The 24,430-nt window shown below is 64.8% G+C and carries 27 protein-coding genes; 15 read left to right on the top strand and 12 right to left on the bottom strand.

Annotation, left to right across the window (positions count from 1 at the left end):
- Positions 1-59: 59 nt before the first annotated feature.
- Complete coding sequence (locus WMN78_RS17490) at positions 60-353, bottom strand: HPr family phosphocarrier protein (RefSeq protein ID WP_340535007.1); 294 nt, start codon at positions 351-353, stop codon at positions 60-62.
- Between the two features lie 151 nt (positions 354-504).
- On the opposite strand from WMN78_RS17490, the gene WMN78_RS17485 reads away from it, so the two are divergent.
- On the top strand, positions 505-1,299 hold the full coding sequence (locus WMN78_RS17485; protein ID WP_340535005.1) for a GntR family transcriptional regulator: 795 nt from the start codon (positions 505-507) through the stop codon (positions 1,297-1,299).
- A 61-nt stretch (positions 1,300-1,360) separates the two neighbouring features.
- Here the strand turns inward: WMN78_RS17485 and WMN78_RS17480 are convergent, their stop codons facing one another.
- The 4 genes from WMN78_RS17480 to WMN78_RS17465 all read right to left on the bottom strand — a co-directional run bounded on the left by WMN78_RS17480 (position 1,361) and on the right by WMN78_RS17465 (position 5,730).
- The gene (locus tag WMN78_RS17480; RefSeq protein ID WP_340535004.1) at positions 1,361-3,031 is read right to left on the bottom strand and encodes a cytochrome bc complex cytochrome b subunit; all 1,671 of its coding nucleotides are present in this window, start codon (positions 3,029-3,031) and stop codon (positions 1,361-1,363) included.
- A complete protein-coding gene (locus WMN78_RS17475; RefSeq protein WP_340535003.1) occupies positions 3,009-4,079 on the bottom strand; it encodes a ubiquinol-cytochrome c reductase iron-sulfur subunit in 1,071 nt (356 codons plus the stop codon). The genes WMN78_RS17480 and WMN78_RS17475 overlap by 23 nt, the downstream gene beginning before the upstream one ends.
- A 100-nt stretch (positions 4,080-4,179) precedes the next feature.
- Complete coding sequence (locus WMN78_RS17470) at positions 4,180-4,968, bottom strand: cytochrome c (RefSeq protein WP_340535002.1); 789 nt, start codon at positions 4,966-4,968, stop codon at positions 4,180-4,182.
- An 87-nt stretch (positions 4,969-5,055) separates the two neighbouring features.
- Positions 5,056-5,730: a heme-copper oxidase subunit III gene (locus WMN78_RS17465; RefSeq protein WP_340535001.1), complete on the bottom strand. Its 675-nt coding sequence runs from the start codon at positions 5,728-5,730 to the stop codon at positions 5,056-5,058.
- A gap of 112 nt (positions 5,731-5,842) precedes the next feature.
- On the opposite strand from WMN78_RS17465, the gene trpD reads away from it, so the two are divergent.
- Positions 5,843-6,901: an anthranilate phosphoribosyltransferase gene (gene trpD, locus WMN78_RS17460; RefSeq protein WP_340535000.1), complete on the top strand. Its 1,059-nt coding sequence runs from the start codon at positions 5,843-5,845 to the stop codon at positions 6,899-6,901.
- 29 nt (positions 6,902-6,930) lie between these two features.
- Here the strand turns inward: trpD and WMN78_RS17455 are convergent, their stop codons facing one another.
- Both WMN78_RS17455 and WMN78_RS17450 read right to left on the bottom strand, forming a co-directional pair.
- Positions 6,931-7,212 carry an Lrp/AsnC family transcriptional regulator gene (locus WMN78_RS17455; protein WP_028269180.1) on the bottom strand — a complete coding sequence of 94 codons (282 nt, stop codon included), beginning with the start codon at positions 7,210-7,212 and terminating at the stop codon, positions 6,931-6,933.
- An 80-nt stretch (positions 7,213-7,292) separates the two neighbouring features.
- Complete coding sequence (locus WMN78_RS17450; RefSeq protein WP_340534999.1) at positions 7,293-7,709, bottom strand: DUF3054 domain-containing protein; 417 nt, start codon at positions 7,707-7,709, stop codon at positions 7,293-7,295.
- A 71-nt stretch (positions 7,710-7,780) separates the two neighbouring features.
- Between WMN78_RS17450 and WMN78_RS17445 the strand changes: the two genes are divergently transcribed.
- A complete protein-coding gene (locus tag WMN78_RS17445) occupies positions 7,781-8,149 on the top strand; it encodes a VOC family protein (RefSeq protein WP_340534998.1) in 369 nt (122 codons plus the stop codon).
- A gap of 3 nt (positions 8,150-8,152) precedes the next feature.
- Here the strand turns inward: WMN78_RS17445 and WMN78_RS17440 are convergent, their stop codons facing one another.
- Entirely contained in the window at positions 8,153-8,785 is a 633-nt protein-coding gene (locus tag WMN78_RS17440; RefSeq protein ID WP_340534997.1) for a LysE family translocator, read from the bottom strand.
- Between the two features lie 116 nt (positions 8,786-8,901).
- Here WMN78_RS17440 and WMN78_RS17435 point away from each other — a divergent pair, with 116 nt between their 5' ends.
- The 3 genes from WMN78_RS17435 to WMN78_RS17425 all read left to right on the top strand — a co-directional run bounded on the left by WMN78_RS17435 (position 8,902) and on the right by WMN78_RS17425 (position 10,179).
- Positions 8,902-9,378, top strand: a complete 477-nt coding sequence (locus WMN78_RS17435) for a VOC family protein (RefSeq protein ID WP_340534996.1) — start codon at positions 8,902-8,904, stop codon at positions 9,376-9,378.
- Between the two features lie 121 nt (positions 9,379-9,499).
- Positions 9,500-9,796 carry an antibiotic biosynthesis monooxygenase family protein gene (locus WMN78_RS17430; RefSeq protein WP_340534994.1) on the top strand — a complete coding sequence of 99 codons (297 nt, stop codon included), beginning with the start codon at positions 9,500-9,502 and terminating at the stop codon, positions 9,794-9,796.
- 44 nt (positions 9,797-9,840) lie between these two features.
- Positions 9,841-10,179, top strand: coding sequence for a hypothetical protein (locus tag WMN78_RS17425; RefSeq protein WP_340534993.1), 339 nt, complete (start codon positions 9,841-9,843; stop codon positions 10,177-10,179).
- A 200-nt stretch (positions 10,180-10,379) separates the two neighbouring features.
- On the opposite strand, the gene WMN78_RS17420 is transcribed toward WMN78_RS17425, so the two are convergent.
- Positions 10,380-12,773, bottom strand: coding sequence for an excinuclease ABC subunit UvrA (locus WMN78_RS17420; RefSeq protein ID WP_340534992.1), 2,394 nt, complete (start codon positions 12,771-12,773; stop codon positions 10,380-10,382).
- Positions 12,774-12,921: 148 nt separating this feature from the next.
- Here WMN78_RS17420 and WMN78_RS17415 point away from each other — a divergent pair, with 148 nt between their 5' ends.
- Genes WMN78_RS17415 through WMN78_RS17405 form a run of 3 tightly spaced genes read left to right on the top strand, consistent with a single transcriptional unit; the run spans position 12,922 to position 15,987 of the window.
- The gene (locus WMN78_RS17415) at positions 12,922-14,133 is read left to right on the top strand and encodes a type III polyketide synthase (protein WP_340534990.1); all 1,212 of its coding nucleotides are present in this window, start codon (positions 12,922-12,924) and stop codon (positions 14,131-14,133) included.
- Positions 14,133-14,858, top strand: coding sequence for a class I SAM-dependent methyltransferase (locus WMN78_RS17410; RefSeq protein ID WP_425341169.1), 726 nt, complete (start codon positions 14,133-14,135; stop codon positions 14,856-14,858). The genes WMN78_RS17415 and WMN78_RS17410 overlap by 1 nt, the downstream gene beginning before the upstream one ends.
- Positions 14,851-15,987 (top strand): NAD(P)/FAD-dependent oxidoreductase, encoded by a 1,137-nt coding sequence (locus WMN78_RS17405; RefSeq protein WP_340534988.1) that lies wholly within the window; start codon positions 14,851-14,853, stop codon positions 15,985-15,987. Before WMN78_RS17410 ends, WMN78_RS17405 begins: the two co-directional genes overlap by 8 nt.
- Positions 15,988-16,032: 45 nt before the next feature.
- Here WMN78_RS17405 and WMN78_RS17400 read toward each other — a convergent pair whose 3' ends face one another.
- Positions 16,033-16,449 (bottom strand): nuclear transport factor 2 family protein, encoded by a 417-nt coding sequence (locus WMN78_RS17400; RefSeq protein WP_340534987.1) that lies wholly within the window; start codon positions 16,447-16,449, stop codon positions 16,033-16,035.
- Between the two features lie 58 nt (positions 16,450-16,507).
- Here WMN78_RS17400 and WMN78_RS17395 point away from each other — a divergent pair, with 58 nt between their 5' ends.
- Both WMN78_RS17395 and WMN78_RS17390 read left to right on the top strand, forming a co-directional pair.
- Positions 16,508-17,434, top strand: coding sequence for a hypothetical protein (locus WMN78_RS17395; RefSeq protein ID WP_340534986.1), 927 nt, complete (start codon positions 16,508-16,510; stop codon positions 17,432-17,434).
- A 10-nt stretch (positions 17,435-17,444) separates the two neighbouring features.
- Positions 17,445-18,116 (top strand): peptide deformylase, encoded by a 672-nt coding sequence (locus tag WMN78_RS17390; RefSeq protein ID WP_340534985.1) that lies wholly within the window; start codon positions 17,445-17,447, stop codon positions 18,114-18,116.
- Here WMN78_RS17390 and WMN78_RS17385 read toward each other — a convergent pair.
- Positions 18,113-20,173 carry a S9 family peptidase gene (locus tag WMN78_RS17385; RefSeq protein WP_340534984.1) on the bottom strand — a complete coding sequence of 687 codons (2,061 nt, stop codon included), beginning with the start codon at positions 20,171-20,173 and terminating at the stop codon, positions 18,113-18,115. The genes WMN78_RS17390 and WMN78_RS17385 overlap by 4 nt on opposite strands.
- Positions 20,174-20,298: 125 nt before the next feature.
- On the opposite strand from WMN78_RS17385, the gene WMN78_RS17380 reads away from it, so the two are divergent.
- From WMN78_RS17380 to WMN78_RS17365, 4 genes are all read left to right on the top strand, one after another.
- On the top strand, positions 20,299-21,162 hold the full coding sequence (locus WMN78_RS17380) for a methyltransferase domain-containing protein (protein ID WP_340534983.1): 864 nt from the start codon (positions 20,299-20,301) through the stop codon (positions 21,160-21,162).
- A 122-nt stretch (positions 21,163-21,284) separates the two neighbouring features.
- Complete coding sequence (locus tag WMN78_RS17375) at positions 21,285-21,746, top strand: NfeD family protein (protein ID WP_305941109.1); 462 nt, start codon at positions 21,285-21,287, stop codon at positions 21,744-21,746.
- 121 nt (positions 21,747-21,867) lie between these two features.
- Positions 21,868-22,842 carry an SPFH domain-containing protein gene (locus tag WMN78_RS17370; protein WP_340534982.1) on the top strand — a complete coding sequence of 325 codons (975 nt, stop codon included), beginning with the start codon at positions 21,868-21,870 and terminating at the stop codon, positions 22,840-22,842.
- A 262-nt stretch (positions 22,843-23,104) separates the two neighbouring features.
- Positions 23,105-23,452: an RNA polymerase-binding protein RbpA gene (locus tag WMN78_RS17365; RefSeq protein ID WP_011692034.1), complete on the top strand. Its 348-nt coding sequence runs from the start codon at positions 23,105-23,107 to the stop codon at positions 23,450-23,452.
- A 147-nt stretch (positions 23,453-23,599) separates the two neighbouring features.
- Here WMN78_RS17365 and WMN78_RS17360 read toward each other — a convergent pair whose 3' ends face one another.
- Positions 23,600-24,340, bottom strand: a complete 741-nt coding sequence (locus tag WMN78_RS17360) for a polyprenol monophosphomannose synthase (RefSeq protein ID WP_340534981.1) — start codon at positions 24,338-24,340, stop codon at positions 23,600-23,602.
- Between the last annotated feature and the right edge of the window lie 90 nt (positions 24,341-24,430).

The raw sequence follows: 24,430 nt of genomic DNA, 5'->3' as shown, positions 1-24,430 counted from the left end.
CACCAATTGGTGGGGCCCGCCGTCGTTATGTCAGCGGTTTCTACGGAGGCTGTGAGCCCTCAGGCGGCCGCACCAGCCTCCAGCAGCAAAGTCAGCCCTTCCAGTGCCGCCTCTGCAGATTCAACGCTGTAGCGGGCAGGGAGCGCTTCGGGGTCAACCGACAGTTCCACTTCACAGCCGCTGTGGAAGTCGGCGGTCATCACCTCGAGCAGGGACCGTGCGTCGACGGGAACGATTCCCGCTTTCCCGATCCTGACCGGCAGCCCGGAATCCGTGACGGCCCGGACAAAGATGGCGGCCGGCCGCGCGTGCAGGCCTATTGGTGATTGAACGACTGCCTTGCGCACTGGCAACAGGACTCCTTTGTTCCGACGGGACTCGGCCGTCATGACTGCATTCCTGAACAAGCGTAGCCGCGGCGTGCGCAGTCACCGAAAGGGTGGTCTAGACCTGCCCTAATATTGCCCTACCCTTTAAGCATGAATGTAGATCCGGAACGGTGCGATGGCGGCCTCTGACGCGAGCAGAATGGTGGGGGAGATCGACCGTGAAAGCGGGACACCCATCTACGTGCAGCTGCGGGAGCTCCTCCGCGCACACATCACCTCTTCGTGCCCTCCCGGGTCCTCCCTGCCCTCGGAGCGGGACCTCGCGGAGAGATTTGGTTTGGCACGCATGACTGTCCGCCAGGCCATAGACGCGCTCGTGGGTGAAGAAGTCATTGAACGGGTCGTGGGTCTCGGGACCTTCGTCCGGAAGCCAAAACTCGACTTGCAGGTCAAGCTGACGTCCTACAGCGAGGAAATGCAGCGCCGCGGCATGGTGCCGGCAGCCAAGGTATTGAGCTTCGAACAGATCAGCGCAAGTGCGTTCCTGGCCCGCGAACTCCAGCTGGACGAGGGGACGCCCCTGGTGCGCTTCAGGCGGCTCCTGCTGGCCGACAACGAACCCATGAGCGTCGATGAGAACTTCATTCCCGCGCACCGGGTTCCAGGGCTGCTCGACGGCGAACCTCCGACATCGCTGTACAACGTGCTGAGCGAGCGGTTCGGGCTGGTCATGGAGTGGGGGGAGGACATGATCGAAGCCACGGCTGCCTCGCCTTCCACTGCCCGGCTGCTGAATGTCGAGGTCGGATCCCCGTTGCTTAAGATCCAGCGGCACGCCTTTGTTGCCCGCTCGATGGTCGACTACTCCGTGTCCTACTACCGCGCGGACCGCTACAAACTGTGGGTTCCGCTGCAGCGTCCGGGTGTGCGTCCTACGCGTAACTACGCCTCCGGCTACCGGAACCAGTAGGGAGCACACAAAAGAGGCCCGGTCCTTTCGGACCGGGCCTCTTTTGTGGTGTGGTGACGAACTAGTGACTGAGGGTCTTCTGTCCCTCGGCCGCTTCGACGGCTTCGTGGTGGCCGTGGGCCGCCTCGAGTTCAGCCGGCGAGGCGGGTGCAACCCTGTCCTCGAAGAACCAGCGGGAAAGCGCTGCACGGCGCTTCTCCTTGCGGGTTACCACGCCGTGTTCGTTCGGAACGGCAGGCAGCGGGACCGGCGACTCAAAGCCCACCAGCTTGTAGCGCTTGTAGTCGTCCAGCGGGGCGTGCACCTCAATGAACTCACCGTGCGGCAGGCGTACGATGCGGCCGGTTTCGCGGCCGTGCAGGGCGATCTCACGGTCCTTGCGCTGAAGGGCCAGGGCCACGCGCTTGGTCACAACGAAGGCGATGACCGGGCCGAGGAAGAACAGGGCCCGCAGCCAGTACGTGACGTCGTTCAGTGATACGTGGAAGTGCGTTGCGATGAGGTCGGAGCTTGCTGCCGCCCACATCACGCAGTAGAACGTGAACCCGGCCATACCGATGGCGGTACGGGTGGGGGCGTTGCGCGGGCGGTCCAGGACGTGGTGTTCACGGTCGTCCTTGGTGATCCAGCGCTCGATCCACGGGTACATGAACAGGACCGTGAAGACGAGGCCGGCGGGCACAAGGGCCGGGAGCAGCACGTTCAAGGTCAGGACCTGCCCGAAGATGACGTACTCGAAGTGGAAGTCTCCGATGACGCCGGGCATGAGGCGCAGGGCGCCGTCGACCCAGCCGATGTACCAGTCAGGCTGCGTGCCTGCGGATACCGGTGAGGGGTCGTACGGGCCGTAGTTCCAGATCGGGTTGATGGTGAAGAACGCCGCCATGAGGGCGACAACACCGAACACGATGAAGAAGAAGCCGCCGGCCTTGGCCGCGTAAACCGGGCCGAGCGGGTAGCCGACGACGTTGCCGTCGTTGCGGCCCGGGCCGGGGTACTGGGTGTGCTTGTGAACAACCACCATGAACAGGTGGATCACGATCATCAGCAGGATCAGCGCAGGAACCAGGAGGATGTGCAGCATGTACAGCCGGCCGATGATGACAGTACCCGGGAACTCGCCGCCGAAGAGGAAGAACGAAATGTAGGTACCAATGACCGGAATCGATTTGATGACGCCGTCGATGATTCGCAGGCCGTTACCGGAGAGCAGGTCATCGGGGAGGGAGTAGCCGGTGAAGCCGGCAGCCATGGAGAGGATGAGCAGGACACCGCCCACCACCCAGTTCAATTCGCGGGGCTTGCGGAACGCGCCGGTGAAGAAGACACGAAGCATGTGCACGGAAACCGAAGCAACGAACAGCAGTGCGGCCCAGTGGTGCACCTGGCGCATGAACAGGCCGCCGCGGACATCAAAGGAGATGTCGAGGGAGGAGCTGTAGGCCACGGACATTTCGACGTTTTTCAGCGGCGTGTAGGAGCCGTCGTAGTGCGTCTCCGCCATGGACGGATCGAAGAAGAACGTCAGGAAGGTGCCGGAGAGCAACAGGATGACGAAGGAGTACAGGGCAACTTCGCCAAACATGAAGGACCAGTGGTCCGGGAAGACCTTCCGGCCGAACTCGCGGAGGATTCCCGACCCGCCAACGCGCTGGTCAACGAAGTCGGTAATGCGGCCGCCCTTGGTTTTGGCGACGAAGGCGGGGGCATTAGCTGTTGATGTTGCGCTCATGCTCATCACGCTCCCAGTAACTCGGTCCTACGGGTTCTTTGAAGTCGCTCGTAGCGACCAGGTAGCCCTCGGCGTCAACTGCGATAGGCAGCTGGGGGAGAGGCCGGCTGGCCGGGCCAAAGATAACCTTGCATTCCTGGGTCAGGTCAAAGGTCGACTGGTGGCACGGGCACAGCAGGTGGTGGGTCTGCTGCTCATACAGGGCAACAGGGCAACCAACGTGGGTGCAGATCTTCGAGTAGGCAACGATGCCGTTGTAGCTCCAGTCCTCGCGGCCCGCGGAGGGCTTGAGGGACTCGGGGTTCAGGCGCATGAGCAGGACGACGGCCTTGGCCTTTTCGTTCAGCTTGCCCTCATGCAGTTCGTTGAGGCCTTCCGGAATCACGTGGAAAGCGGAACCGATGGTGACGTCCGAGGCCTTGATAGGCGTGCCGTCCGGGTCGCGGGTGAGGCGCTTGAGCTTGCCCTCCTGCGGAGCCCACATGGTGTGTGCAAGCTTGTTGTCCGGACGGGGACCGAGGTCGCCGAAGATGGCCAGTGCAGGGAGCGGAGCCAATGCGACGGCGCCGAGAAGAGTGTTGCGGATCAGCGGACGGCGCTTGATTCCGGTTTCGTCAACAATGTCATCCACGATGCGGACCGCCGCCTGGCGGTCGTCCTCAGTGCGGATGGCGTGGCGCTCTTCGGAGACTTCGTGGTCCGGCATCAGGGCCTTGGCCCAGTGGACAATGCCGGTGCCGATGCCAAGCATGGCAAAGGCGGTACCGATACCCAGCAGCGCATTCTGCAGCCGGATGGTGGCGATCGTGGAGTCGGGTCCAAGATCGATGGCGAAGTACGCCACCAGGAAGATCACGGTGCCCACGACCGAGCTGCCGAAGAGAATGGCAACCTGCCGTTCTGCACGTTTTGCGGCCTTCGGGTCCGTGTCAGCCAGGCGCAAACGATGCGGGGGAATTCCAGGATCCTGGAACTTCTCCACCTCATTCTGACCAGCCGTAGCTACGGTGCCCGAGTGGTTCGGACTGCCGTCACTATGGTTGCCCATAATTCGCCTCATCCTTCTCTCGTCCCGGCCATTGCCGGGTTAGTTTTCAATTCCATACTGCTGACTCGTCAGCAGGAGTTCTTACAAGTTACGGACGCTGCTAGGACGTACGTGAGGTCAGCCAGATGGTGAAGGCGATGATGACGCCCAGGCCGGCGATCCAGACAAACAGGCCTTCAGAAACCGGACCCAGTGCGCCGAGATCGGCTCCGCCGGGTGAACCGTTGGCTTCGATCTGCTTCAGGAAGGTGATGATGTCGCGCTTGCCTTCGGGGGTGACGTTCGCGTCGCTGAAGACCGGCATGTTCTGCGGGCCGGTCACCATCGCTTCGTAGATGTGCTTCTCGGAGACATCCGCCAGGGCGGGAGCGAACTTGCCGCGGGTGAGCGCACCGCCGGCGGCCGCTGCGTTGTGGCACATGGCGCAGTTGACACGGAACAGCTCGCCACCCTCGGCGGCGTTGCCCTGCGCGTCCAGGAGACCTTCCTCAGGGATGGACGGTCCGGGTCCGAGCGAAGCGACGTAAGCGGACAGCTGGTGGGTCTGTTCGTCGTTGAACTGTGCGGGCTTCTTGTAAGCCTGCGGGCCATTCATCTGCATGGGCATGCGCCCGGTGCCTACCTGGAAGTCAACGGCGGCAGCACCGACGCCTACAAGTGAGGGTCCGTCCTGGGTTCCGCTCGCGCCCATGCCGTGGCAGGTGGCGCAGTTAGCGGCAAAGAGCTTCCCGCCCTCTTCAGTGTCGTTCGCACTGAAGCTGGTGGTGGAAGCCTTGGCCTCATTGACGGTGGTGGCAACGGCGTACAGCCCACCAGTGAGGAGGAGGCCCATCAGCAGCAGCGCAATGGCTGCCAGTGGGTGACGTCGCTTCTGCGAGAGTGCCTTCACGTGGTGGTTCCTTTATTCGATCGTGCGTCGGCTCCGGGAGCCGCTTCTTGAAATTCTGCCTCTTGTAGAAAAAGAGTCAAGTCGGGGCTACCTGAGGACGTAGATGACCAGGAAGAGGCCGATCCACACGACGTCGACGAAGTGCCAGTAATAAGAGGTGACAATCGCGGACGTAGCTTCGAAGTGACCAAACTTCTTCGCGGCGAACGAACGGCCAATGATGAAGAGGAAGGCGACAAGGCCGCCGATGACGTGCAGGCCGTGGAAGCCCGTGGTCATGTAGAACGCTGAGCCGTAGGCGTTCGAGGAGAGCGAGACATGCTCCGAGACGAGCATGGCGTATTCAGTTGCCTGGCCGGCAACGAAGAAGGCACCCATGATGAACGTGAGGGTGAACCACTCGTTCATCCCCCAACGCGTGAAGGCAAGGGGGCCGCCGGCGCGGCGCGGCTGGAGCCGCTCAGCGGCGAAGACGCCCATCTGGCAAGTAAAGGAACTTGCCACGAGGACGATCGTGTTTACGAGCGCAAAGGGGAAGTTGAGCTTGGCTGTCTCTTCGGCCCACATCTGTCCGGACGTCGAACGGAGTGTGAAGTACATGGCAAAGAGACCGGCGAAGAACATCAACTCACTGGACAACCAGACAACGGTTCCTACGGAAACCATATTCGGGCGGTTCAGCGTCGGGTGCGCCGGGGTACTGGGGGCATGGGTCGCAGATGTCACATAGACATTATGTCTGTAAAAGTTCCTCCTGCCCAATGCAAACCGCCTTTTGCGGGGACTTTTTCTACAAAGACGCGAATTCGCGCGGAAAAGTTCCCGGAGCCGTTCACATTGGTCAGACGGGCAGGTGCCTCGATAGCATCAGGAGGTGACTTCACAGGCATCTGCACAAGCGGCGGGCAACACCTGGCCGCGTCTCATTTCGGCGCTGATCAACGGCACGGACCTCACGGCCGACAACACGGAATGGGCCATGGACACCATCATGTCCGGGGAGGCCACTCCTGCGCAGATCGCCGGATTCCTGGTGGCGCTGCGGGCAAAGGGCGAGACGGTGGACGAGGTTGCCGGCCTTGTTGAGGCGATGCTTGCGCACGCGAACCCTGTCACTATCGGCGGTGAAAAGCTGGACATCGTTGGCACCGGCGGCGACCAGCTGAACACAGTCAACATTTCCACCATGGCGGCGCTCGTCTGTGCGGGTGCCGGCGCAAAGGTGGTCAAGCACGGTAACCGGGCGTCGTCGTCGTCCTCGGGGTCAGCAGACGTGCTGGAAGCGCTCGGCGTCCGGCTGGACCTCCCCATCGACCGTGTTGCAGCCAACGCCGAAGAGGCAGGGATCACGTTCTGCTTCGCCCAGGTGTTCCACCCGTCGTTCCGGCACACGGCCGTGCCCCGCCGGGAGCTCGCCATACCCACAGCGTTCAACTTCCTGGGTCCGCTCACCAATCCTGCCCGGGTCCAGGCCTCGGCGGTCGGTGTTGCCAACGCCCGGATGGCCCCGCTGGTTGCCGGCGTCCTGGCCAAGCGCGGAAGCCGCGGCCTCGTTTTCCGGGGGAGTGACGGGCTGGATGAACTGACAACCACAGGGCCGTCCACTGTTTGGGAGATCCGCAACGGCGAAGTTACGGAGCAAACGTTTGACCCACAGGCGCTGGGCATCCGCCCTGCAACGGTTGAGGAACTGCGTGGCGGAGACGCCACAGCAAACGCCGCCGTCGTCCGTGATGTCTTGAGCGGCGTGCCCGGACCGGCGCGCGACGCTGTCCTGCTGAATGCCGCGGCCGGCCTGGTGGCGTTCGACGTCGACGCCCAAGGACCGCTGGCCGACCGGATGGCCGCCGCACTGAAGCGCGCCGAGGAATCGATTGACTCCGGTGCCGCGGCCGCCGTGCTGGAAAAGTGGGTTGCCCTAACCCAGGGCTAATAGTCCGGGGTTAGGAGTACCGCCCAGGGCTACTGTTCAAAGCCCAGGGCGAATGCCGCGTCGAGGTCGTGCTGCGAGTAGGCCCGGAACGCAATGTGCGTCGTGGTGTGCACCACGGCGGGAACCTTGGACAGTTTGTCCGCGATAACGTCCGCCAATTCATCGTGCTTGGCCACCCGGGCCACGGCAATCAGGTCCCATTCCCCGGTCACGGAGTAGACCTCGCTGATGCCTGGTATCGCCGAAATTTCCTCTGCCGTCTCCGGAATTCGGGAGGCGTCTGTCTTGATCAGGACGAATGCGGTGATCACTCTTGACCTTTCGGATGGCTGCGCCGTTGCGGAAACGGCAGGCGTTGCTGTTTGTGCCAGCCTAGTACATCCGGGGTGCTTCAGCTGTGCTGCCGGCGCCGGGCCAGCCGCCGGAATCCGGCCACGATGAGGCGGTAGCCAACAAGGAATGTGCCCAGGCTCAGCAAGGCAACAATGACGAACGGCAGGACCACCGTTTGTCCGGTCACCGCGCGCAGCGCCATGCCAACGGCGACGGCACCAAGCCACACCGAGACGCCCGCCGGCCATGCCCGCAGCGGGGCACGCCACACGCGCGTCACAAGCCACGCTATTGCCGCTCCGGCCAGGAAGGGCCAGGCGGTCAGGAAGACCCCGGTGATCACATCCCCGCGCTGGTGGGCGTCCCGGCCGATGGCCGCAAATGTCAGGATGAGGGCGGCATCGGCGAGGGCGGCGAGGACCACGGCGTTTCTGGCGGTGGTGCGGGCAGGTACTGGATGGGTGCGGGAAGGCATACCTTTACAGTAGTTCCGGTGGAGCGCCGGTTCGACCGCCAGTACATCCAGGGCTACACACCGGAGACAGCATGAGACTTGTCCAGATCGCGCAACACGCCAGCGACCTGCAGCGGGCGGCAGGGTTCTACGCCGCCCTGCTCGGTGCCGAAGCCCGGGCGGTGTTCGATCCGCCAGGGCTCCTGTTCTTTGACCTTGACGGCGTGCGGCTGCTGCTCGAGTCCGGCGCACCTTCTGCCTTGCTTTACCTGGCAGTTCCGGACGTCAGGGAGTCCGTGGCCGGGCTCCGGGACAGGGGAGTAGAGATCCTTGAGGAACCCGCGGTGATTTTCAGCCATGCGGACAACCGTCTGGGACCGGCCGGAACTGACGAGTGGATGGCCTTCATCCGCGACAGCGAAGGCAACACCGTTGGCCTGGTCAGCCAGCTGCCGCGGTAGCTGTCAGGCTTTGCTGGCCGCGATCTTCGCGGCAAAAGCCACAAGTACGACGCCGGCAATACGGTCAGTGGTTTTGCCCACCGCGGGGGACTGCAGCCACCGCCGGGCGTAGTGGGTGGCAGCAATAATGCCGGCGAACCACAGCATGCCTTCCACGTTGTGTACCAGCGGTAGCAGGACGCCCATCAGAAGGGGCGGGACATCCTGCGGCAGGAACTGCGGAATCATGGCCATATAGAAGACGCCCACCTTGGGATTCAGCAGACTTGTGGTCACGCCGGTCAGGAAGGGCGCTGCGGCGTTTTCGGCAGTCTGCGATAGCTCCGTCGGTGCTGCCTGACCCCTTCTGAAAGTCCTGATGAACATCGAGATTCCGAGCCACCCCATGTAGCAGGCGCCCGCGATCTTCAGCACCGTGAAGGCGGTCTCAGAGGCGGCAAGCAGCGCGGACGCTCCTAGCGCTGCCGCGATGCCCCAGGCCACCGTGCCGGTGCAGATGCCCGCCGCTGTTGCGAAGGCCGGACCGCGCCCGCGGCTAACCGCGGTGCGGAGCACAAGCACGGTGTCGAGCCCGGGAATCACTGTCAGCAAGGCGGCGACCACGGCGAACTGGAGAAGGGCTTCAGGGATGGACATATTCGATGATAACCGCGCCATTGTGCTGGGAATCACGCCCGGCTAGGCTCACAACGCGAAGGAAGCACCGCCGTCGGGAGTCCATTCCGGCGCTGCCAGCGAGATGAGGGAACAACGTGACCCAAAAGATCACCACCTGCCTGTGGTTCGATACCCAGGCTGAGGAAGCCGCCGACTTTTACGCCTCGGTCTTCGACGGCTCCAAAATCCTCAACGTGGCCCGCTACGCAGAGGGCGGACCAGGACCGGCCGGACAGGCCATGACGGTCGAGTTCGAAATCGAAGGCCGGAAGTTCCTGGCGCTGAACGGGGGCCCGGCGTTCACATTCAACGAGGCCGTTTCCTTCGTGATCGACTGCACCTCGCAGGAAGAAGTTGACCGCTACTGGTCGGCACTAACGGCAGGCGGCACTGAAAGCCAATGCGGCTGGCTCAAAGACAAATTCGGAGTGTCGTGGCAGGTTGTGCCGTCCGTCCTGGGGCAGTTGCTGGGTGGCCCGGACCCGGACGGTGCGCAGCGGGCCATGCAGGCGATGCTGGGCATGCGGAAGCTCGAGATCGCTGAGCTCCAGGCCGCCTACGACGGAGTCTGAGCCAACCGGCTCCGGGCTTGGCGCAGGGGAGTGGACCACATGCCATCCGGCCCTACCCGGCCCGGGACTGCCGGACGATAATCGGGAATACCTACCCCGCACCTGAATGGAGGCATTCGCGATGTCTGTTTACACGCTCGGAATCTGGTTGGTGAAGCCCGGAAGGGAGAATGACTTTGTGCAGGCGTGGCGTGACCTCGCCAGGAAGACGCAAGAGGATTTTCCCGGCGCGAAAGCCATACTGATGCACGACCGCGACGTTCCCAACAGGTTCATCAGCACAGGCCCGTGGGAATCGCTCGAGCAGGTCGAAGTATGGCGCGCCTCGGACGCGTTCACCCAGGGCTACGAGGCCATGCGCGGGTTGCTGGAGCACTTTGAACCGCACACGCTGGACGAGGCCGCAAGCATCGGTTGAGCGCAGGAGGGAATCCTGCTCAACGTCAACGGAGGGGGACCGCGATGACGGAGACGAAGGGCGACGCTTCAAAGCCTTCGACGTTAGGCGAGGGCGGGGCGATGGAAATGCGTCGCGCACCGGCATGGAAGGTCAAGTACGACTGGAGCGAGGACCCCGACGAAGTGGTCCACCTTGTCTGCTGCCGGGATCTGGACTGGCGGCGGGCCATGTGCGGCTATGAGGAACCGGAGATGACGATCGCCCGTGATCCGCAGATCCTGTGCTCCATGTGCATGGAAGTCTTTGGCCGGGCGCTCGGACCGGGGCCATGTCCCATCGATGATCAGCCGTGCCCTGACGACGACGAAATAGACCGGATCATCGACGAACGCACATCCTGACGCTTACTGCTGTCGAGACTAGAAATATGTTCCAAACACATCCCTGGCAGTTGAAGGGGACCGGCGATTTTCCCTTTACTTTACATAATGTAGATTATCGGCGTTATTGGGTGGAAGTCCGGCCAGGCGAAGCGGGGCACATTTCTGTGCCGTGATCAGGCCGTGATTTTCGCCGTCCCGTTCAGTCGTTGACGTGCGTTTCAGCCACCGACGTAGGCCGCGAGGTGCTCGCCAGTAAGCGTCGACCGGCTGGCAACCAGCTCGGCCGGCGTGCCCTCGAAGACGATCATGCCGCCGTCGTGTCCAGCGCCCGGGCCGAGGTCGATAATCCAGTCTCCGTGCGCCATGACCGCCTGATGGTGCTCGATCACAATGACCGACTTGCCCGAGTCGACGAGCCGGTCGAGCAGACCCAACAACTGCCGGACGTCGGCAAGGTGCAGGCCCGTCGTCGGCTCGTCGAGGACGTACACGTCTCCCTGTTCGGCCATCTGGGCTGCCAGCTTGAGCCGCTGCCGCTCACCGCCGGACAGCGTGGTGAGCGGCTGGCCCAGGCTGAGGTAGCCCAGTCCGACGTCGGACAGCCGGGCAAGGATTTTGTGGGCGGCCGGGACCTTCGCCTCGTCGGAGTCGAAGAACCCGGTGGCCTCGGTGACGGGCATCTCCAGGACCTCGGCGATGTTCCGGCCGCCCAGCGTGTATTCCAGGACTGAGGCCTGGAACCGCCGGCCCTCGCAGTCCTCGCAGGGTGACTCGACCGTGGCCATGACACCAAGTTCGGTGAAAATGACGCCGGCGCCGTTGCAGGTGGGACAGGCGCCCTCAGAGTTGGAGCTGAATAGCGCCGGCTTCACGCCGTTCGCCTTCGCGAACGCCTTGCGGATCGGTTCGAGCAGACCTGTGTACGTTGCAGGGTTGCTTCGGCGCGAGCCCTTGATGGCCGCCTGGTCGATCACCACCACGCCGTCGCGGCCGGCTACAGAGCCGTGGATCAGCGAGCTCTTGCCGGAACCGGCCACGCCCGTGACGACGCAGAGCACGCCAAGCGGGATGTCCACGTCCACATCCTGGAGGTTGTGCGTCGATGCGCCGCGGATGTCCAGTTTGCCGGCCGACGAGCGCACGGAGGCCTTCAGTGCCGCGCGGTCGTCGAGGTGGCGCCCGGTGATCGTGTCGCTCCCCCGCAGCCCCTCGACGGTTCCTTCGAAACAAAGCGCGCCGCCCGCCGTACCTGCTCCGGGGCCCAGATCGACGACGTGGTCTGCGATGGCGATGGTCTCCGGCTTGTGCTCGACAACCAGCACCGTATTGCCCTTGTCGCGCAGCTGCAGCAGGAGCCGGTTCATCCGCTCGATGTCGTGCGGGTGCAGGCCGATGCTCGGCTCGTCGAAGACGTACGTGACGTCGGTGAGCGACGACCCCAGATGGCGGATCATCTTGGTCCGCTGCGCCTCTCCCCCGGACAGTGTGCCCGCCGGCCGGTTAAGCGAGAGGTAGCCAAGACCGATTTCGGAGAACGAGTCAAGCAGGTGCTGCAGGCCCTTGAGCAAGGGCGCGACCGACGGCTCCTTGAGGTCGCGGATCCAGTCGGCCAGGTCGGTGATCTGCATCTCGCAGAGCTCGGCGATGTTCTTGCCGTTAACCTTCGAGGACAGTGCCTGCTTCGTCAGCCGCGTCCCGTTGCAGTCGGGGCAGGTCTGGAACGTTACCGCCCGTTCGACGAACCGGCGCACGTGCGGCTGCATCGCCTCGGGGTCCTTGGACAGCATCGACTTCTGCATCTTGGGGATGATTCCCTCGTACGTGAGGTTGATGCCCTCGACTTTGATCTTCGTCGGTTCGGCGTACAGCATCGTGTCGAGCTGTTTCTTGGTGAACTTGGCGATTGGCTTGTCCATTGGCAGGCCGACACCCTCGAACAGGCGGCCGTACCAGCCGTCCATCGAGTAGCCGGGAACCATGAGGGCGCCGTCGCTGAGGGTCTTGTTTTCGTCGTACAAAGCGGTGAGGTCGATGTCGCTGACGTTGCCCATGCCTTCGCACCGCGGGCACATGCCGCCCAGGTATACGGCCTGGCTGACGACGCTCTTCTCGACGCGGCCGCCCCGGTCCGTGGACATGACGCCACTCGCCTTCCGGGTGGGCACGTTAAACGAGTAGGCCGTCGGCGGGCCGACGTACGGGGTGCCAAGGCGGCTGAACAGGATCCGGAGCATTGCGTTGGCGTCGGTGGCCGTACCCACGGTGGACCGCGGATTGGCGCCCATCCGCTCTTGATCAACGATGATGGCCGTGGTCAGGCCTTCGAGGAAGTCGACGTCGGGCCGCGCCAGGTTGGGCATGAATCCCTGCACGAACGCGCTGTAGGTTTCGTTGATCATCCGCTGCGACTCTGCTGCGATCGTCGCGAACACCAGCGAGCTCTTGCCCGAGCCGGAGACGCCGGTGAACACCGTCAGCCGCCGCTTCGGGATTTCCAGGCTGACGTCCTTGAGGTTGTTCTCGCGCGCACCCTGCACACGGATGAGGTCGTGGGTGTCGGCCACGTGCTGCTGTGCTGGCGACTGCGGGTCCGTCCGGGTGCCAATGCTCATCGTGTCTCCATCTGTCAGTCGGGGGCAGCCTTCGTGGCTGCTGCCGGCATCACCTGGCTCTATCTAACCAGCTTCGGGCATTCCGCCGGGTTCCCTACGCATGGGTAGCCACCATTGTCTTAAGGCCGAAGCTCGCTGAGAATGAACCATGACGGTCTACATGAGGTCCCTGGAAACTGCTGTCCCGCCCACCGTACTCATCCAGTCTGAAGCCCGTGATGTTTTCGCTGCCCAGCCGGGGCTGACCAGGCTGGGTTCCCGGCTGGTGAACACCTGTTTCGACTCCGCTGCCATCGACACCCGCTACACGGCGGTCACTGAGCTCACCAAGGACAGCCGGGCCGACGATCCGCAGTTCTTCGATCCGGACACCGGCCTTGTACTTAGTCCCAGCACGAAGGTCCGGAACGACATTTTCGGACGCGAAGCCACCAAGCTGTTTGTGGAATCCGCCCAGGCCGCACTGGATGCCTGCCCCGGCATCGAACCGGCTGACATCACCCATCTGGTGACCGTCTCCTGCACCGGTTTCTTCAACCCGGGCCCGGACTACAAGATCGTGCGCGCGCTGGGGCTGAATCCTGCCGTGCAGCGCTACCACCTCGGCTTCATGGGCTGTTACGCGGCGTTCCCGGCATTGCGTGCCGCCAAATCGTTCTGCGAGGCAGACCCGGACGCCGTTGTCCTGGTGGTCTGCGCCGAGCTCTGTTCCCTCCACGTCCGCACGTCCAACGATCCGGACACCATCATGGGCTCGGCCCTGTTTGCGGATGGCGCAGCAGCGGCAGTCATCTCGGCCAGGGACTTCCCGGACGGAAGCCCCCTGTTGCAGCTGGACCACTTCGAAACCGTGCTCACACCTGTCGGCGAGGAATCCATGGCCTGGAACATTGGCGACGAAGGCTTCGAGATGGTGCTGGGCAACTACGTCCCCCACATCATTGACGACCACATCATCGGCGCCCTTGAGCCGCTGCTTTCCCGCGATGAATCCCTGCGCGGACTCCCCTACCGGGACATCACCCACTGGGCCATCCACCCCGGCGGGCGGAGCATCCTGGACAAAGTGCAGTCCCGGCTCGAACTCACGGACGAGCAGCTGGTTCCTGCCCGGGAAACGCTCCGCAACTACGGCAACATGAGCAGCGCCACAGTGCTCTTCGTCCTCAAGCACATCGCAGGGCTCCCGCCGCAGGACGGCGCTGAACGCATCTGTTCGATGGCGTTCGGTCCCGGCCTCACGGTGGAAACGGCGATGTTCACCAAGGTGCGGGCACCTCAGGGGGACGCTGATCCGGCGTCCCGGGAGTCCTCCTTAACGCACCAGGCAGCTGCACGGACTGAGCCGTCACTCCTTTGATGGCCTCTCACTTGACGTCGTCCGCTGGAATGCTGCGCGATCGCGACGTCCATGCGGTCGAGGAAATGGACCGTCCGGGCTGTGATCCCGCCAAGCTGGACCGCACGTATGCACAATTCGCGGTGGTCAACAGGGCGGTCGCCGGGTGGCGCGGAATCTACCGGACGCACCTACGGCCCGTCCTTTCAGCCGCAAAGGTGACAACCCTGCTGGATATCGGCTGCGGCGGCGGGGATGTGCCCGTCCTGCTGGCTGCGTGGGCGGCCGGGGACGGGCTGAGGCTGGAGATCACCGCCATTGATCCGGACCGCAGGGCCTTCGAGTTCGCCCTCCTCCGCGGGAGTGTGGACGGCGTGACGTTCCGGCAGGCCTCCACTGCGGACCTGGCCGCCGAAGGGCAACACTTCGACGTCGTCGTGTCCAATCACGTTCTGCACCACCTGGACGAGACTGAACTGCCGCAGTTCCTGGCCGAGTCGGCGCTGGTGTCGCGTGGCATCGTCCTCCACAACGACATCCGCCGCAGCCCCGCCGCGTTCGCGTTGTTCTACGCAGCCTCCTGGCCGTTCCCAGGCTCGTACATCAGGGAAGACGGCCTGACGTCCATCCGCCGTAGCTACACCACCGCGGAACTCCGGGCAGCCGCTCCCCCGGGCTGGTCCGTGACGCCCCGCCCGCCCTTCCGCAACCTCCTCACCCTGAACCGGACCGCCCGCGGTGATTGACGTCGTCGTGGTGGGCGGCGGCCCGGTGGGGCTGTACCTGGCGGCCCTGCTGCTGCAGTCCGGTGTCTCAGTCCGCGTCCTCGAACGGCGCGCGGAACCCAACACCCACTCCCGCGCCATCGGCATCCATCCCCCGGCGCTGGAGGCACTCGATGGCATCGGAGTCGCAGCCCGCCTGGTGTCCGATGGTGTCCGGATCCGGCGCGGCGTGGCCATCGGTGGCGGCGTGGAAGTGGCCGAAATGTCCTTCGACGCCGTGTCCGGGACATATCCGTTTGTGTTGTCGGTCCCTCAGTCGCGCACTGAAGCAGTCCTGGAACAGCGGGTCAGGGGGCTGGACTGCGGGGCGATACGGCGCGGAGTTACCGTGACGGGAATTCACGACGACGGTTCAGCAGTTGCAGTGGACCTCCTCACCCCAGCCGGGGAATCCCGGATTCATGCCTCCCTGGCCGTGGCCGCGGACGGTGCCCGCTCCACGGTGAGGCAGCGGCTGGGCGCCCCGGCCCCGCTCAAGGTGTACCCCGACAGGTACCTGATGGGAGACTTCGCCGACAGCACGGAGTTCGGTCCGGACGCGGCACTTTTCCTGGAAGCAGCAGGGATCGTGGAGTCCTTCCCGCTGCCGGGCGGGGTGCGCCGGTGGGTGGCCCGGCTGCGTGGAGCAGACCCGGACGCGCACACTGCCGGTTCCTTGGCCCGGATGGTGCGGGAACGGACCGGGATAGTCATCGACGCCGGCACCAATTCGATGCTGAGCAGCTTCGGTGTCCGGTCACGCCTGGTGAAGCGGATGATCCACGGCCGGATTTCGCTGATCGGTGATGCTGCCCACGAGATCAGCCCCATCGGCGGTCAGGGCATGAACCTGGGCTGGCTGGATGCTTCCGAGCTGGCGCCGCTCATCCTCGGCCGGTTGGCGCGCACTGCCCGGGAGCGCGAGTTCGGGAACTTCGAGAGTCACCGGCTGCAGGCCGCCGCGAAGGCAGCCCGGCAGTCCGAAATCAACATGGCGCTGGGCAGGCCGCTGCCGGCTCCGCTGTGGAACGTCCGGAACCGGCTGATCGCAGGTGCCGCCGGCGTGCCGGCCATCAACTCACGCGTGGCCGCCCGGTTCACCATGCATTAGCGGTTTCGCAGTCACTTGATGCCCGCCCGCGCCCCCGGAGCCTGTTCATTCCGTGTCTGCGTCACCGGTGAAGTAGCAGTCGTAACTGTCCTGGCTGGCGATCCGGCCGTCACGGACCTCAAACACCGACGTGGTCCGGGCCCGGATGGTTTCGCCGGCATCCCAGTAGCGCAGGTCCATCAACAGCGTGGCCGACCAGTCAACTTCCAGCACCACACGGCTTCCTTCGCAGGTGGTCCGCCGAACGTCGAATCGCTGGTGGGACACCACCTGGCGGCTCTGCTCGGCCCCGGCCAGCACCTGCTCGCGGCTGCGCGTGGATCCTTCCGGCGCAAGCACGTGCGGCGCTTCGACCAGGGTGAAGTCCTCGGCAAGGAAGCGGTCCACTTCCGCTGCGCCGCCGCCGGCTTCTATGGCGCGCACAAATCCCAGGACACAGGTGAGCGGGGTCTGTTCAGTCATGGAACGAGGGTAGCCCATCGTCATGTGCCCGGCCTCAGGGGGACTCTAGACTGCTGGCATGGACGGCGCAGTGCAGGCGGGTCGACGGCGGTCAGCGGCAGCCGCCGTCGTACTCGCTGCCGTGGCAGCGGGCGTGACAGTCCAGGGATGCAGTCCCGCACCGCAGGCCAGTGGTCCACTCAGCGCCGAACTCAACCAGTTCAGGGACAACTACGCCACGCAGATCATTGAGATCCAGCTCAACAACACGACGTCCGCGCCCGTCACGGTCTTCAGCGCCGAAGTGTCGACTTCCCTGTTCCCGGCAGGCACCGGATGGGCGAATGAGCCAGAGGGCACCGAGGTGCCGCCGGGCCAGACAAAGAGCCTGCCGGCCACGCTGCCGGCGCCTTACTGCGGCAACCCCGGGACGAATGAAGAGGCGGGCACCTACGCCGGCGCGGCACCGGCCGAAATCAAGGTGTCCGTCCGCGTGGGTTCCACAACCAGGGAGATGCACCTCCGGGCCGCAGACCCTTTCGGCGTCCTGGCGCGGAACCATTCTGAACTGTGCCTCGCGGAGGAAGCCGGGCACATTGCCCGGATAGACCTTGCCCCGGAACTGGAGGTTGCGGCGGACGGCCGGATCGCCGTCGTTCGCCTTCAGGTGACGCCGCTTCAGGTCACGCCGCGCGGGGCGGGCGCCGGAACACCGCGCGCCCTGACCATCGAAAGCATCGAGGGCACCACACTCCTGGCCGAGGTCCCGGGCAGTCCGTGGCCGCGGGGTGTCAGGGTTGCTGCCGGTGCGGGTCCCGAAGAATTCCGCCTCCGGATACGGCCGGCCCGTTGTGATCCGCATGCCGTCGCTGAAGACAAGGTGGGCACCCTGCTGCCGTTGCGGATAGACACCGGCGGACGCCGCGGGGTGCTCAAGGTCGCCGCCGGTTCCGCCCTGAAGGGCCAGATCCACGAGTTCGTCTCGGCGGCTTGCGGAGGGCACTAGGCTTTTCCCCATGCTTCATGTCGCGAACCCCACGCCGTTCAGCGCCGCCCGGATCCGGGAAACAGTCCAGGAGATCCTCGCCGCGGGAGTGCTTCCGCCCATCGTCCAGGCCGGCCATCCGGTGCTCCGGCAGCAGGCAGCCCCGTACGACGGCCAGTTGGACAGCACTGATCTGACGGCGCTCATCGCACTCATGCGTGAGGTGATGCATGCCGCCCCCGGCGTCGGCCTGGCGGCCCCGCAGCTGGGTATCCCCCTCCAACTTGCGGTGCTCGAGGACCAGTACGACGTCGACGCCGACATAGCCGCTGTCCGCCGCCGGTCGTCGCTGCAGTTCTTTGCGGTCATCAATCCGTCGTACTCGCCGCTGGGGAGCGGCGCCGCGGCCTTTTACGAAGGCTGCCTATCGCTCCAGGGCCTGCAGGCCGTGGTCTCGCGCCACGAATCCGTGCGCCTCGATTTCACCGATCCTGCCGGAACCACACGGCAGCAGGAATTTTCAGGCTGGCAGGCCCGCATCGTGCAGCACGAAACGGACCACGTGCAAGGCATCCTCTATATAGACAAGGCTGAGCTGCGCTCCCTCAGCAACAACGCTGAATACGGGCTCCGCTGGGCGCATCCGGACACCCGTCTCGCCCGGCAGGAACTGGGGTTCTTGCCCGACGTGCCCGCGGACTAAGGGTTGGCGCGGGTGGGCAGGTAACGCGCCCACCACCGCAGGATCTCCTCGAACCGCTGCTTGCGGTGGTGCGGGGTGCCGGACCGGGAGAGTTCGTGGTTCTCCCCCGGGAACACGAGGAAGGCCGAGTCCACGCCCTGCTGCTTCAGCGCCGTGAAGTACCGCTGGCCCTGTTCCACCGGGCAACGGAGGTCTTCCTCGCTGTGGATGACCAGCGAGGGCGTGCGCACGCTGCGGACGGTTGCCATGGGGCTCTGGGCCGCCATCTGCTCTTCCGAGCTGCCGGTATATTCGCCGCCGAAGAACCAGCCGATATCCGACGAGCCGATGAAGCTCACCGGATCCAGGAAACCGCGCTCCACAATGGCAGCCTTGAAACGGTGGTCCTGGCTGATGGTCCACGCCGTGAGGTATCCCCCGTAGGAACCCCCCATGATCCCGAGTGCGCCGGAGTCGAGCTCCTGGAACTTCGCCAGCGCGCCGTCGAGGAAGGACAGCACATCATGCATGTCCACGGTCCCCATCTTTTCCTTGATGGCCCGCCCGTGGGCCTGGCCGTAACCTGCCGAGCCGCGGGGGTTGCACATGAGCACCGCATAGCCGGCAGCGGCGTACACCTGGGCCTCGTCGAACAGCGCCACGGTGTATTGCGCGAAGGGCCCGCCGTGGATGTTCAGCAGCACGGGGTGCGGACCCTTCCCGGGCGGCAGCACCAGCCAGCCGTGGACCGGATAGCCGTCAGCTGAGTCGAAAGTCAGCTCGCGGGGCTCGATGATCTCAGCCTGAAGACGCAGATCCGCCGAGAAATCCGTCAGCAGCCTCAGCTGGCCGTCCTCCAGCGCGGCGACGTCCCCGGCTGTGGCTGCGTCCGAGAAACTGACGAACAGTGAGCCACCCGCCGACGCGGCGCCGGTGACCACCCGGTCTCCATGGACCAGCAGCGAGTGGTTTCCGGTCGCTCCGAACTCGAGCAGCTCCACCGTGCCCTGCGCGTTGTTGAGTAGCAAAACTGAATCGGGGCCGCGGAGCTCCAGTCCCCCGGCGCCAGCGGCGAGGTCCATCATTTCCACGTCGCTGAGGACACTGGCCTCGCCGCCCTCCGCCGGCATCACATAAAGGGCAGTATTCCGTGCCACGAAGTCCTGGCCCGATTCGCCAAGTTCCTGGGCGAGGAAGAACAGCCACTTCCCGTCCCGCGACTGGCGTGCCGCCGCGACCGTCTGCCGGCCGCTGTTGGCTGCCTTGACGGGTTCGGGTTCTCCTCCCGAAGCGCTGACACGGTACACGCCGGCCTCAAGATCCTGATCGCTTCCTTCATGGAGGGCGGCGACGAAGTACACGAAACGTCCGTCCGTGCTGAAAGATTCACCGCTGTGGTCCGTGGCGGCGAACGTCAGCTGGCGCGCCGGCGGGAGCAGGGCGTCGGCGTCGGCGTCTGCGGCAGGACCGGACTCCCCGCCCTCAGCTCCCTGCCCGGTGGGCCTGCGGGCCTCCAGGGCCCGGCCCGCGGGTGCCACGCGCGGCTCCTCATCCAGTTCGGGGACGTCCACAATGTAAAGCTGGACGGGCTTGTCCGCCGTGTAACCAACGCCGTTCATCCGGTACTTGTAGTCGGTGATAAGCCTCGCGTCCTCGGCGCCGGCGGATACACCGTCCAGCGTTCCGTACCGGCCGCCGTCGGGCGTTCGGGCACCGAACACAATGCTGTGCGAATCGGGTGACCAGGCAAAGGACGAGACGCCGAGTTTGGCGTTGGTCAGAACCTGCGGCTCGCCGCCGGCGGCCTCCACAACGTACAGCTGCGGTTTGCCGCCGGCAGTTGCGCGCAGGAATGCCAGCACCAGCCCGTCCGGCGAAAATGCCGGGGCTGTGTCGCGGAAACCGCGGGTCAGCCGGCGTGGCAGCTTCTCCGGGTCCAGAGGCACTGTCCACAACTGGCCAACGTAGCTGTCGGCGTCGAAATCAGGACGGATGACCGAGACCACGGCGCGGGTGCCGTCCGGGTGGACGGCCGGGGCGGAGACGGACTTCAGCAGCGGCAGATGTTCAGGTTTCACGCTTGTGAGCCTAACCGCTCGCGCATGGCCTGTGAAACAACTCACCCCGCCCTTTTGAGGCCGGGGGACGCCCGGGGGTGGAAAGGCGGGAGCCACCTGCCACCCCCGGCTCTAGGATGGGGTGCATGCTTTCCGACGCCGTCCGTTCCCTCCTGTGCCCTGTCTGCCGGAACGGCCTGACTCTGCCCCTGACTCCGAGCGGCAACCGGCTGACCTGCCCGGAGGGTCACAGCTTCGACGCCGCCAGGCAGGGTTACTTCAACTTTCTGGTGGGCAAGGGAACTGTCTTCGAAGCCGATACCGCCGCCATGGTGGCCGCCCGCTTCGACTTCCTTTCCAGGGGTCACTACCAGCCCCTGGCCGAGGCAGTCGCGGAAGTGGCAAAGCCCGCGCTGCGGGGGCCGCAGTCCACGGTGCTGGACGCCGGAACGGGAACCGGGCACTACTTGAACGCAGTGCTGGCGGCTGTCCCGGCGGCTGCCATCGGTCTGGACATTTCCAAGTTCGCCCTGCGGCGCGCGGCCCGGATGAATCCCGGTGCCGTCAACCTGGTCAGCGATGTCTGGCAGCCGCTTCCGGTCGCGGACACCGCCGTCGACGTCGTCACGGTGGTCTTCGCTCCGAGGAACGCCGCGGAATTCGCCCGCGTGCTCCGTCCCGGCGGACGGCTGATTGTGGTGACCCCGCGGTCCGGCCACCTCGCGGAAATCGCGGGACGGACCGGCATGCTCGGCATCGAGCCCGCTAAGGAGGAACGACTTGCCAGCTCCCTTCAGGGATACTTTGCGCCGCACGCCACCCGGGAGCTGGACCTCGAGCTCGGACTTGACCCCGCCGACGTCGGCAACCTCGCTCTCATGGGGCCCGCCGGCCATCACCTGGACCCGGCAGCACTGGACGCCCTCGTTGGCACGCTGCCGCCCGTCACCAAGGTCTCGGCCCGGTTCCGGATCAGCGTGTTTGTGCCCCTGAAGCAGCCGCCCGCATAACGACTTGACTACTTTCCAAACGTGCGCAATGGTCCCCTCCTACGCCCCGTAGCTTCGGTCTAGGATGGAAGAACAGTTACTGAGGGCCTGCTTCCGCAGCTCCGGGGACGAAGGGGGAGGGCATGTTTGAGTGGCTTGGCGAGAACTGGTGGGCGCTGTGGCTCACCGTATTCCTGGCGTTTGCCGTCGTGGAAATGCTGACGCTGGACCTGTTCTTCATCATGCTCGGCGGCGGGGCGCTGGCCGGGCTGCTGGCTGATTTCGCCGGCGCCGACTTCTGGCTCCAGATCGTGGTGTTCTGCGTTGTTTCCCTGCTCATGGTGGTCTTTGTTCGACCTGTTGCGCTGAAGCACCTGAAGAAGGGCCCCGCTGAACAACGAACCAACATCGACCGCCTGATTGGCGAATCCGCCCTCGTGATGGAGACCGTCAGCAGCTCCTCCGGCCTGGTCAAGATCGGCGGCGACGTCTGGAGCGCACGCTCCGAAAACGGAGTCCTGAACGCCGGGCAGAAGGTGGTTGTCTCCGCCATTGAAGGAGCCACCGCGGTCGTGGCGCCACAGCCGGAAACGGCCGTCCAGTAGCAACGGCAGGCAAGCAGCCTCCTGGGCTGGAACACATTTCCGGCGGCCGCCACCGGCGCCGGTCACGCGGCGGAGCAGCCGCACACCATAGCAAGGCACATAACTGGGGAATAGGTGATGTATGGATATCGCAGTCGCAATCGTGCTGCTGGTTCTCGTTGCGTTCGTAATAATAGTGCTGGTCCGGTCGGTGCGGATCGTCCCGCAGGCCCGCGCCGGCGTCGTGGAACGGCTCGGTAAGTACCAGCGGACACTGCTCCCCGGCCTCACCATCCTCATTCCTTTCGTGGACAGGCTCCTGCCGCTCCTGGACCTCCGCGAGCAGGTCGTCTCGTTTCCCCCGCAGCCGGTCATCACCGAGGACAACCTCGTCGTCTCCATTGACACAGTGGTCTATTTCCAGGTCACCGACGCGAGGGCGGCCACATACGAGATTGCGAACTACATCCAGGCGGTGGAACAGCTCACCACCACCACGCTCCGAAACGTGGTCGGCGGCCTGAACCTCGAAGAGGCCCTGACCTCCCGCGACCAGATCAACGGCCAGCTGCGCGGCGTCCTGGACGAAGCGACGGGTCGCTGGGGCATCCGCGTTTCCCGTGTGGAGCTGAAGGCCATCGACCCGCCCCACTCCATCCAGGACTCGATGGAGAAGCAGATGAGGGCCGAGCGCGACCGCCGCGCCGCCATCCTGACAGCCGAGGGAACCAAGCAGTCGGCCATCCTCACCGCCGAAGGCCAGCGTCAGTCCTCCATCCTCAAGGCGGAGGGTGACGCCAAGGCCGCCATTCTCCGCGCGGACGGCGAAGCCCAGGCCATCCAGAAGGTCTTCGACGCAATCCATAAGGGCAACCCTGACCAGAAGCTCCTGGCGTACCAGTACCTGCAGACCCTGCCGAAGCTGGCCGAAGGTTCTTCCAATAAGCTCTGGATCATCCCCAGCGAAGTTGGCGAAGCCCTGAAAGGCATCGGCAATGCCCTCGGTGGAACTAATCCGGATCCCCGGACCGGCGGTCTTTTCGACGCCGGGACGGACGCCGGCACTGACGCCGGACCCGACGGCGGGCGTCCCAACGACCCGCGGCTGCCGCTCTAACAACGTCGCTGACAGTCAGGGGAGGTAGCCGCAGGTGCGGGTGCCTCCCCTGTTTTGGCCAACAATCGCACCCGGCTTTACGGGTCGGGACCGAAGCCCGTATAATAGTATATTTGTCCGGCCGGTTCAGACCTGCTGGAACAATCAAGCTTGGCAGAGCGTTGTGTCTAATGGTGCAGTGCACTGCAAACAGTAGTCCGTGGCGTGAGCTGCCCCGGCTAGCGCGGGGCCTGACTCCGCGAACCGACCAAAGGGAGAAATCATGAGCGATCGCAGCCTCCGGGGCATGCGTCTTGGCGCACAGAGCATGGAGACCGAATCCGGTGTTGAGCCGGCTCCGCGCCAGCGGGTTGAGTACCGTTGCGAGGACGGCGAGCAGGTCTTCGTTACCTTCTCCTCCGAAGCCGAGATTCCTCCGGTGTGGGTTTCGAAGACCGGCAAGGAAGCTTTGCTCGTCGACGGCGAACGCCCCATCAACAGCAACGAGAAGGCCGTGCGCACGCACTGGGACATGCTCCTGGAACGCCGTTCCCTGCCTGAGCTCGAGCAGATCCTCGAAGACCGCCTGACGATTCTGCGGGAACGCCGCGGCGAACGACGTTCGGCTTAGTCCGACGTTCGGCTTAGTCCGACCGGGCACCGGGGCGTCGTAGCCCAAACCAAAGGGCCGGGCCCGTACCCTCTACGTGAGGCTACGGGCCCGGCCCTTTTCTTGGCTCCGGACGTTAGTGCGGCGTGTGTCCGGGAGCGGGCCGGGTCAGGACGTGGCCGAGCCCCGGCCGGTCAGCTTCCGCCAGCGGGCGGTGAGCCCCCATTTGGTGACGTTGATCATGGCTTCCACCACTATGTTGCCGCTCATCTTGGAAGCTCCGAGCTCCCGCTCCACAAACGTGATGGGGCGTTCCACAATCTTCAGGCCCATCTTGGCCACCCGCCACGCGAGGTCCACCTGGAACCCGTAGCCCACGGAGTCCACCTGGTCGAGGTTGAGCTTCTCAAGCGTCGTCCGCCGGAACGCCCGGTATCCACCGGTGACGTCCTTGATCTTGAGTCCCAGCATCAGCCGGGCGTAAGTGCTGCCGATCCGGGAGATTGCCTGCCTGTAAAGCGGCCAGTTGACCACGCTGCCGCCCGGCACCCAGCGGGAACCCATGGCCAGGTCCGCGCCCTCTTCCACGGCGTCCAGAAGCTGCTGCAGCTGCTCGGGCTGGTGTGAACCGTCCGCGTCCATTTCCACGAGGATGTCGTAGCCGGCGTCGAGGCCCCATTTGAAACCGGCGATGTAGGCGGCTCCCAGTCCGGCCTTGCCTTCCCGGTGCAGTACGTGGACCTGGCTGTCCTCGGCAGCGATGCGGTCCGCCAGCTGTCCGGTGCCGTCCGGGCTGTTGTCGTCCACCACCAGCACATCGGAAGCCGGGACGGCCGCACGCAAGCGCGCGAGTGTCTTTGGCAACGATTCCAGCTCGTTGTAGGTGGGGATGATGGTGAGGACACGCACAGCGAGGCCCTTTCCTTGATGGGAGCGGTCACGCGCCAGAAAGCACAACAGGAGTGCCGGCTTAAGGCGCAAGTCACCATTATAGGGAGT

It is taken from the genome of Arthrobacter oryzae (assembly GCF_037911235.1).
In the GTDB taxonomy this organism is placed as follows: domain Bacteria; phylum Actinomycetota; class Actinomycetes; order Actinomycetales; family Micrococcaceae; genus Arthrobacter; species Arthrobacter oryzae_E.
Note: the sequence above shows the minus strand (reverse complement) of the source record. Positions and strands in the feature narration are given on the sequence as shown.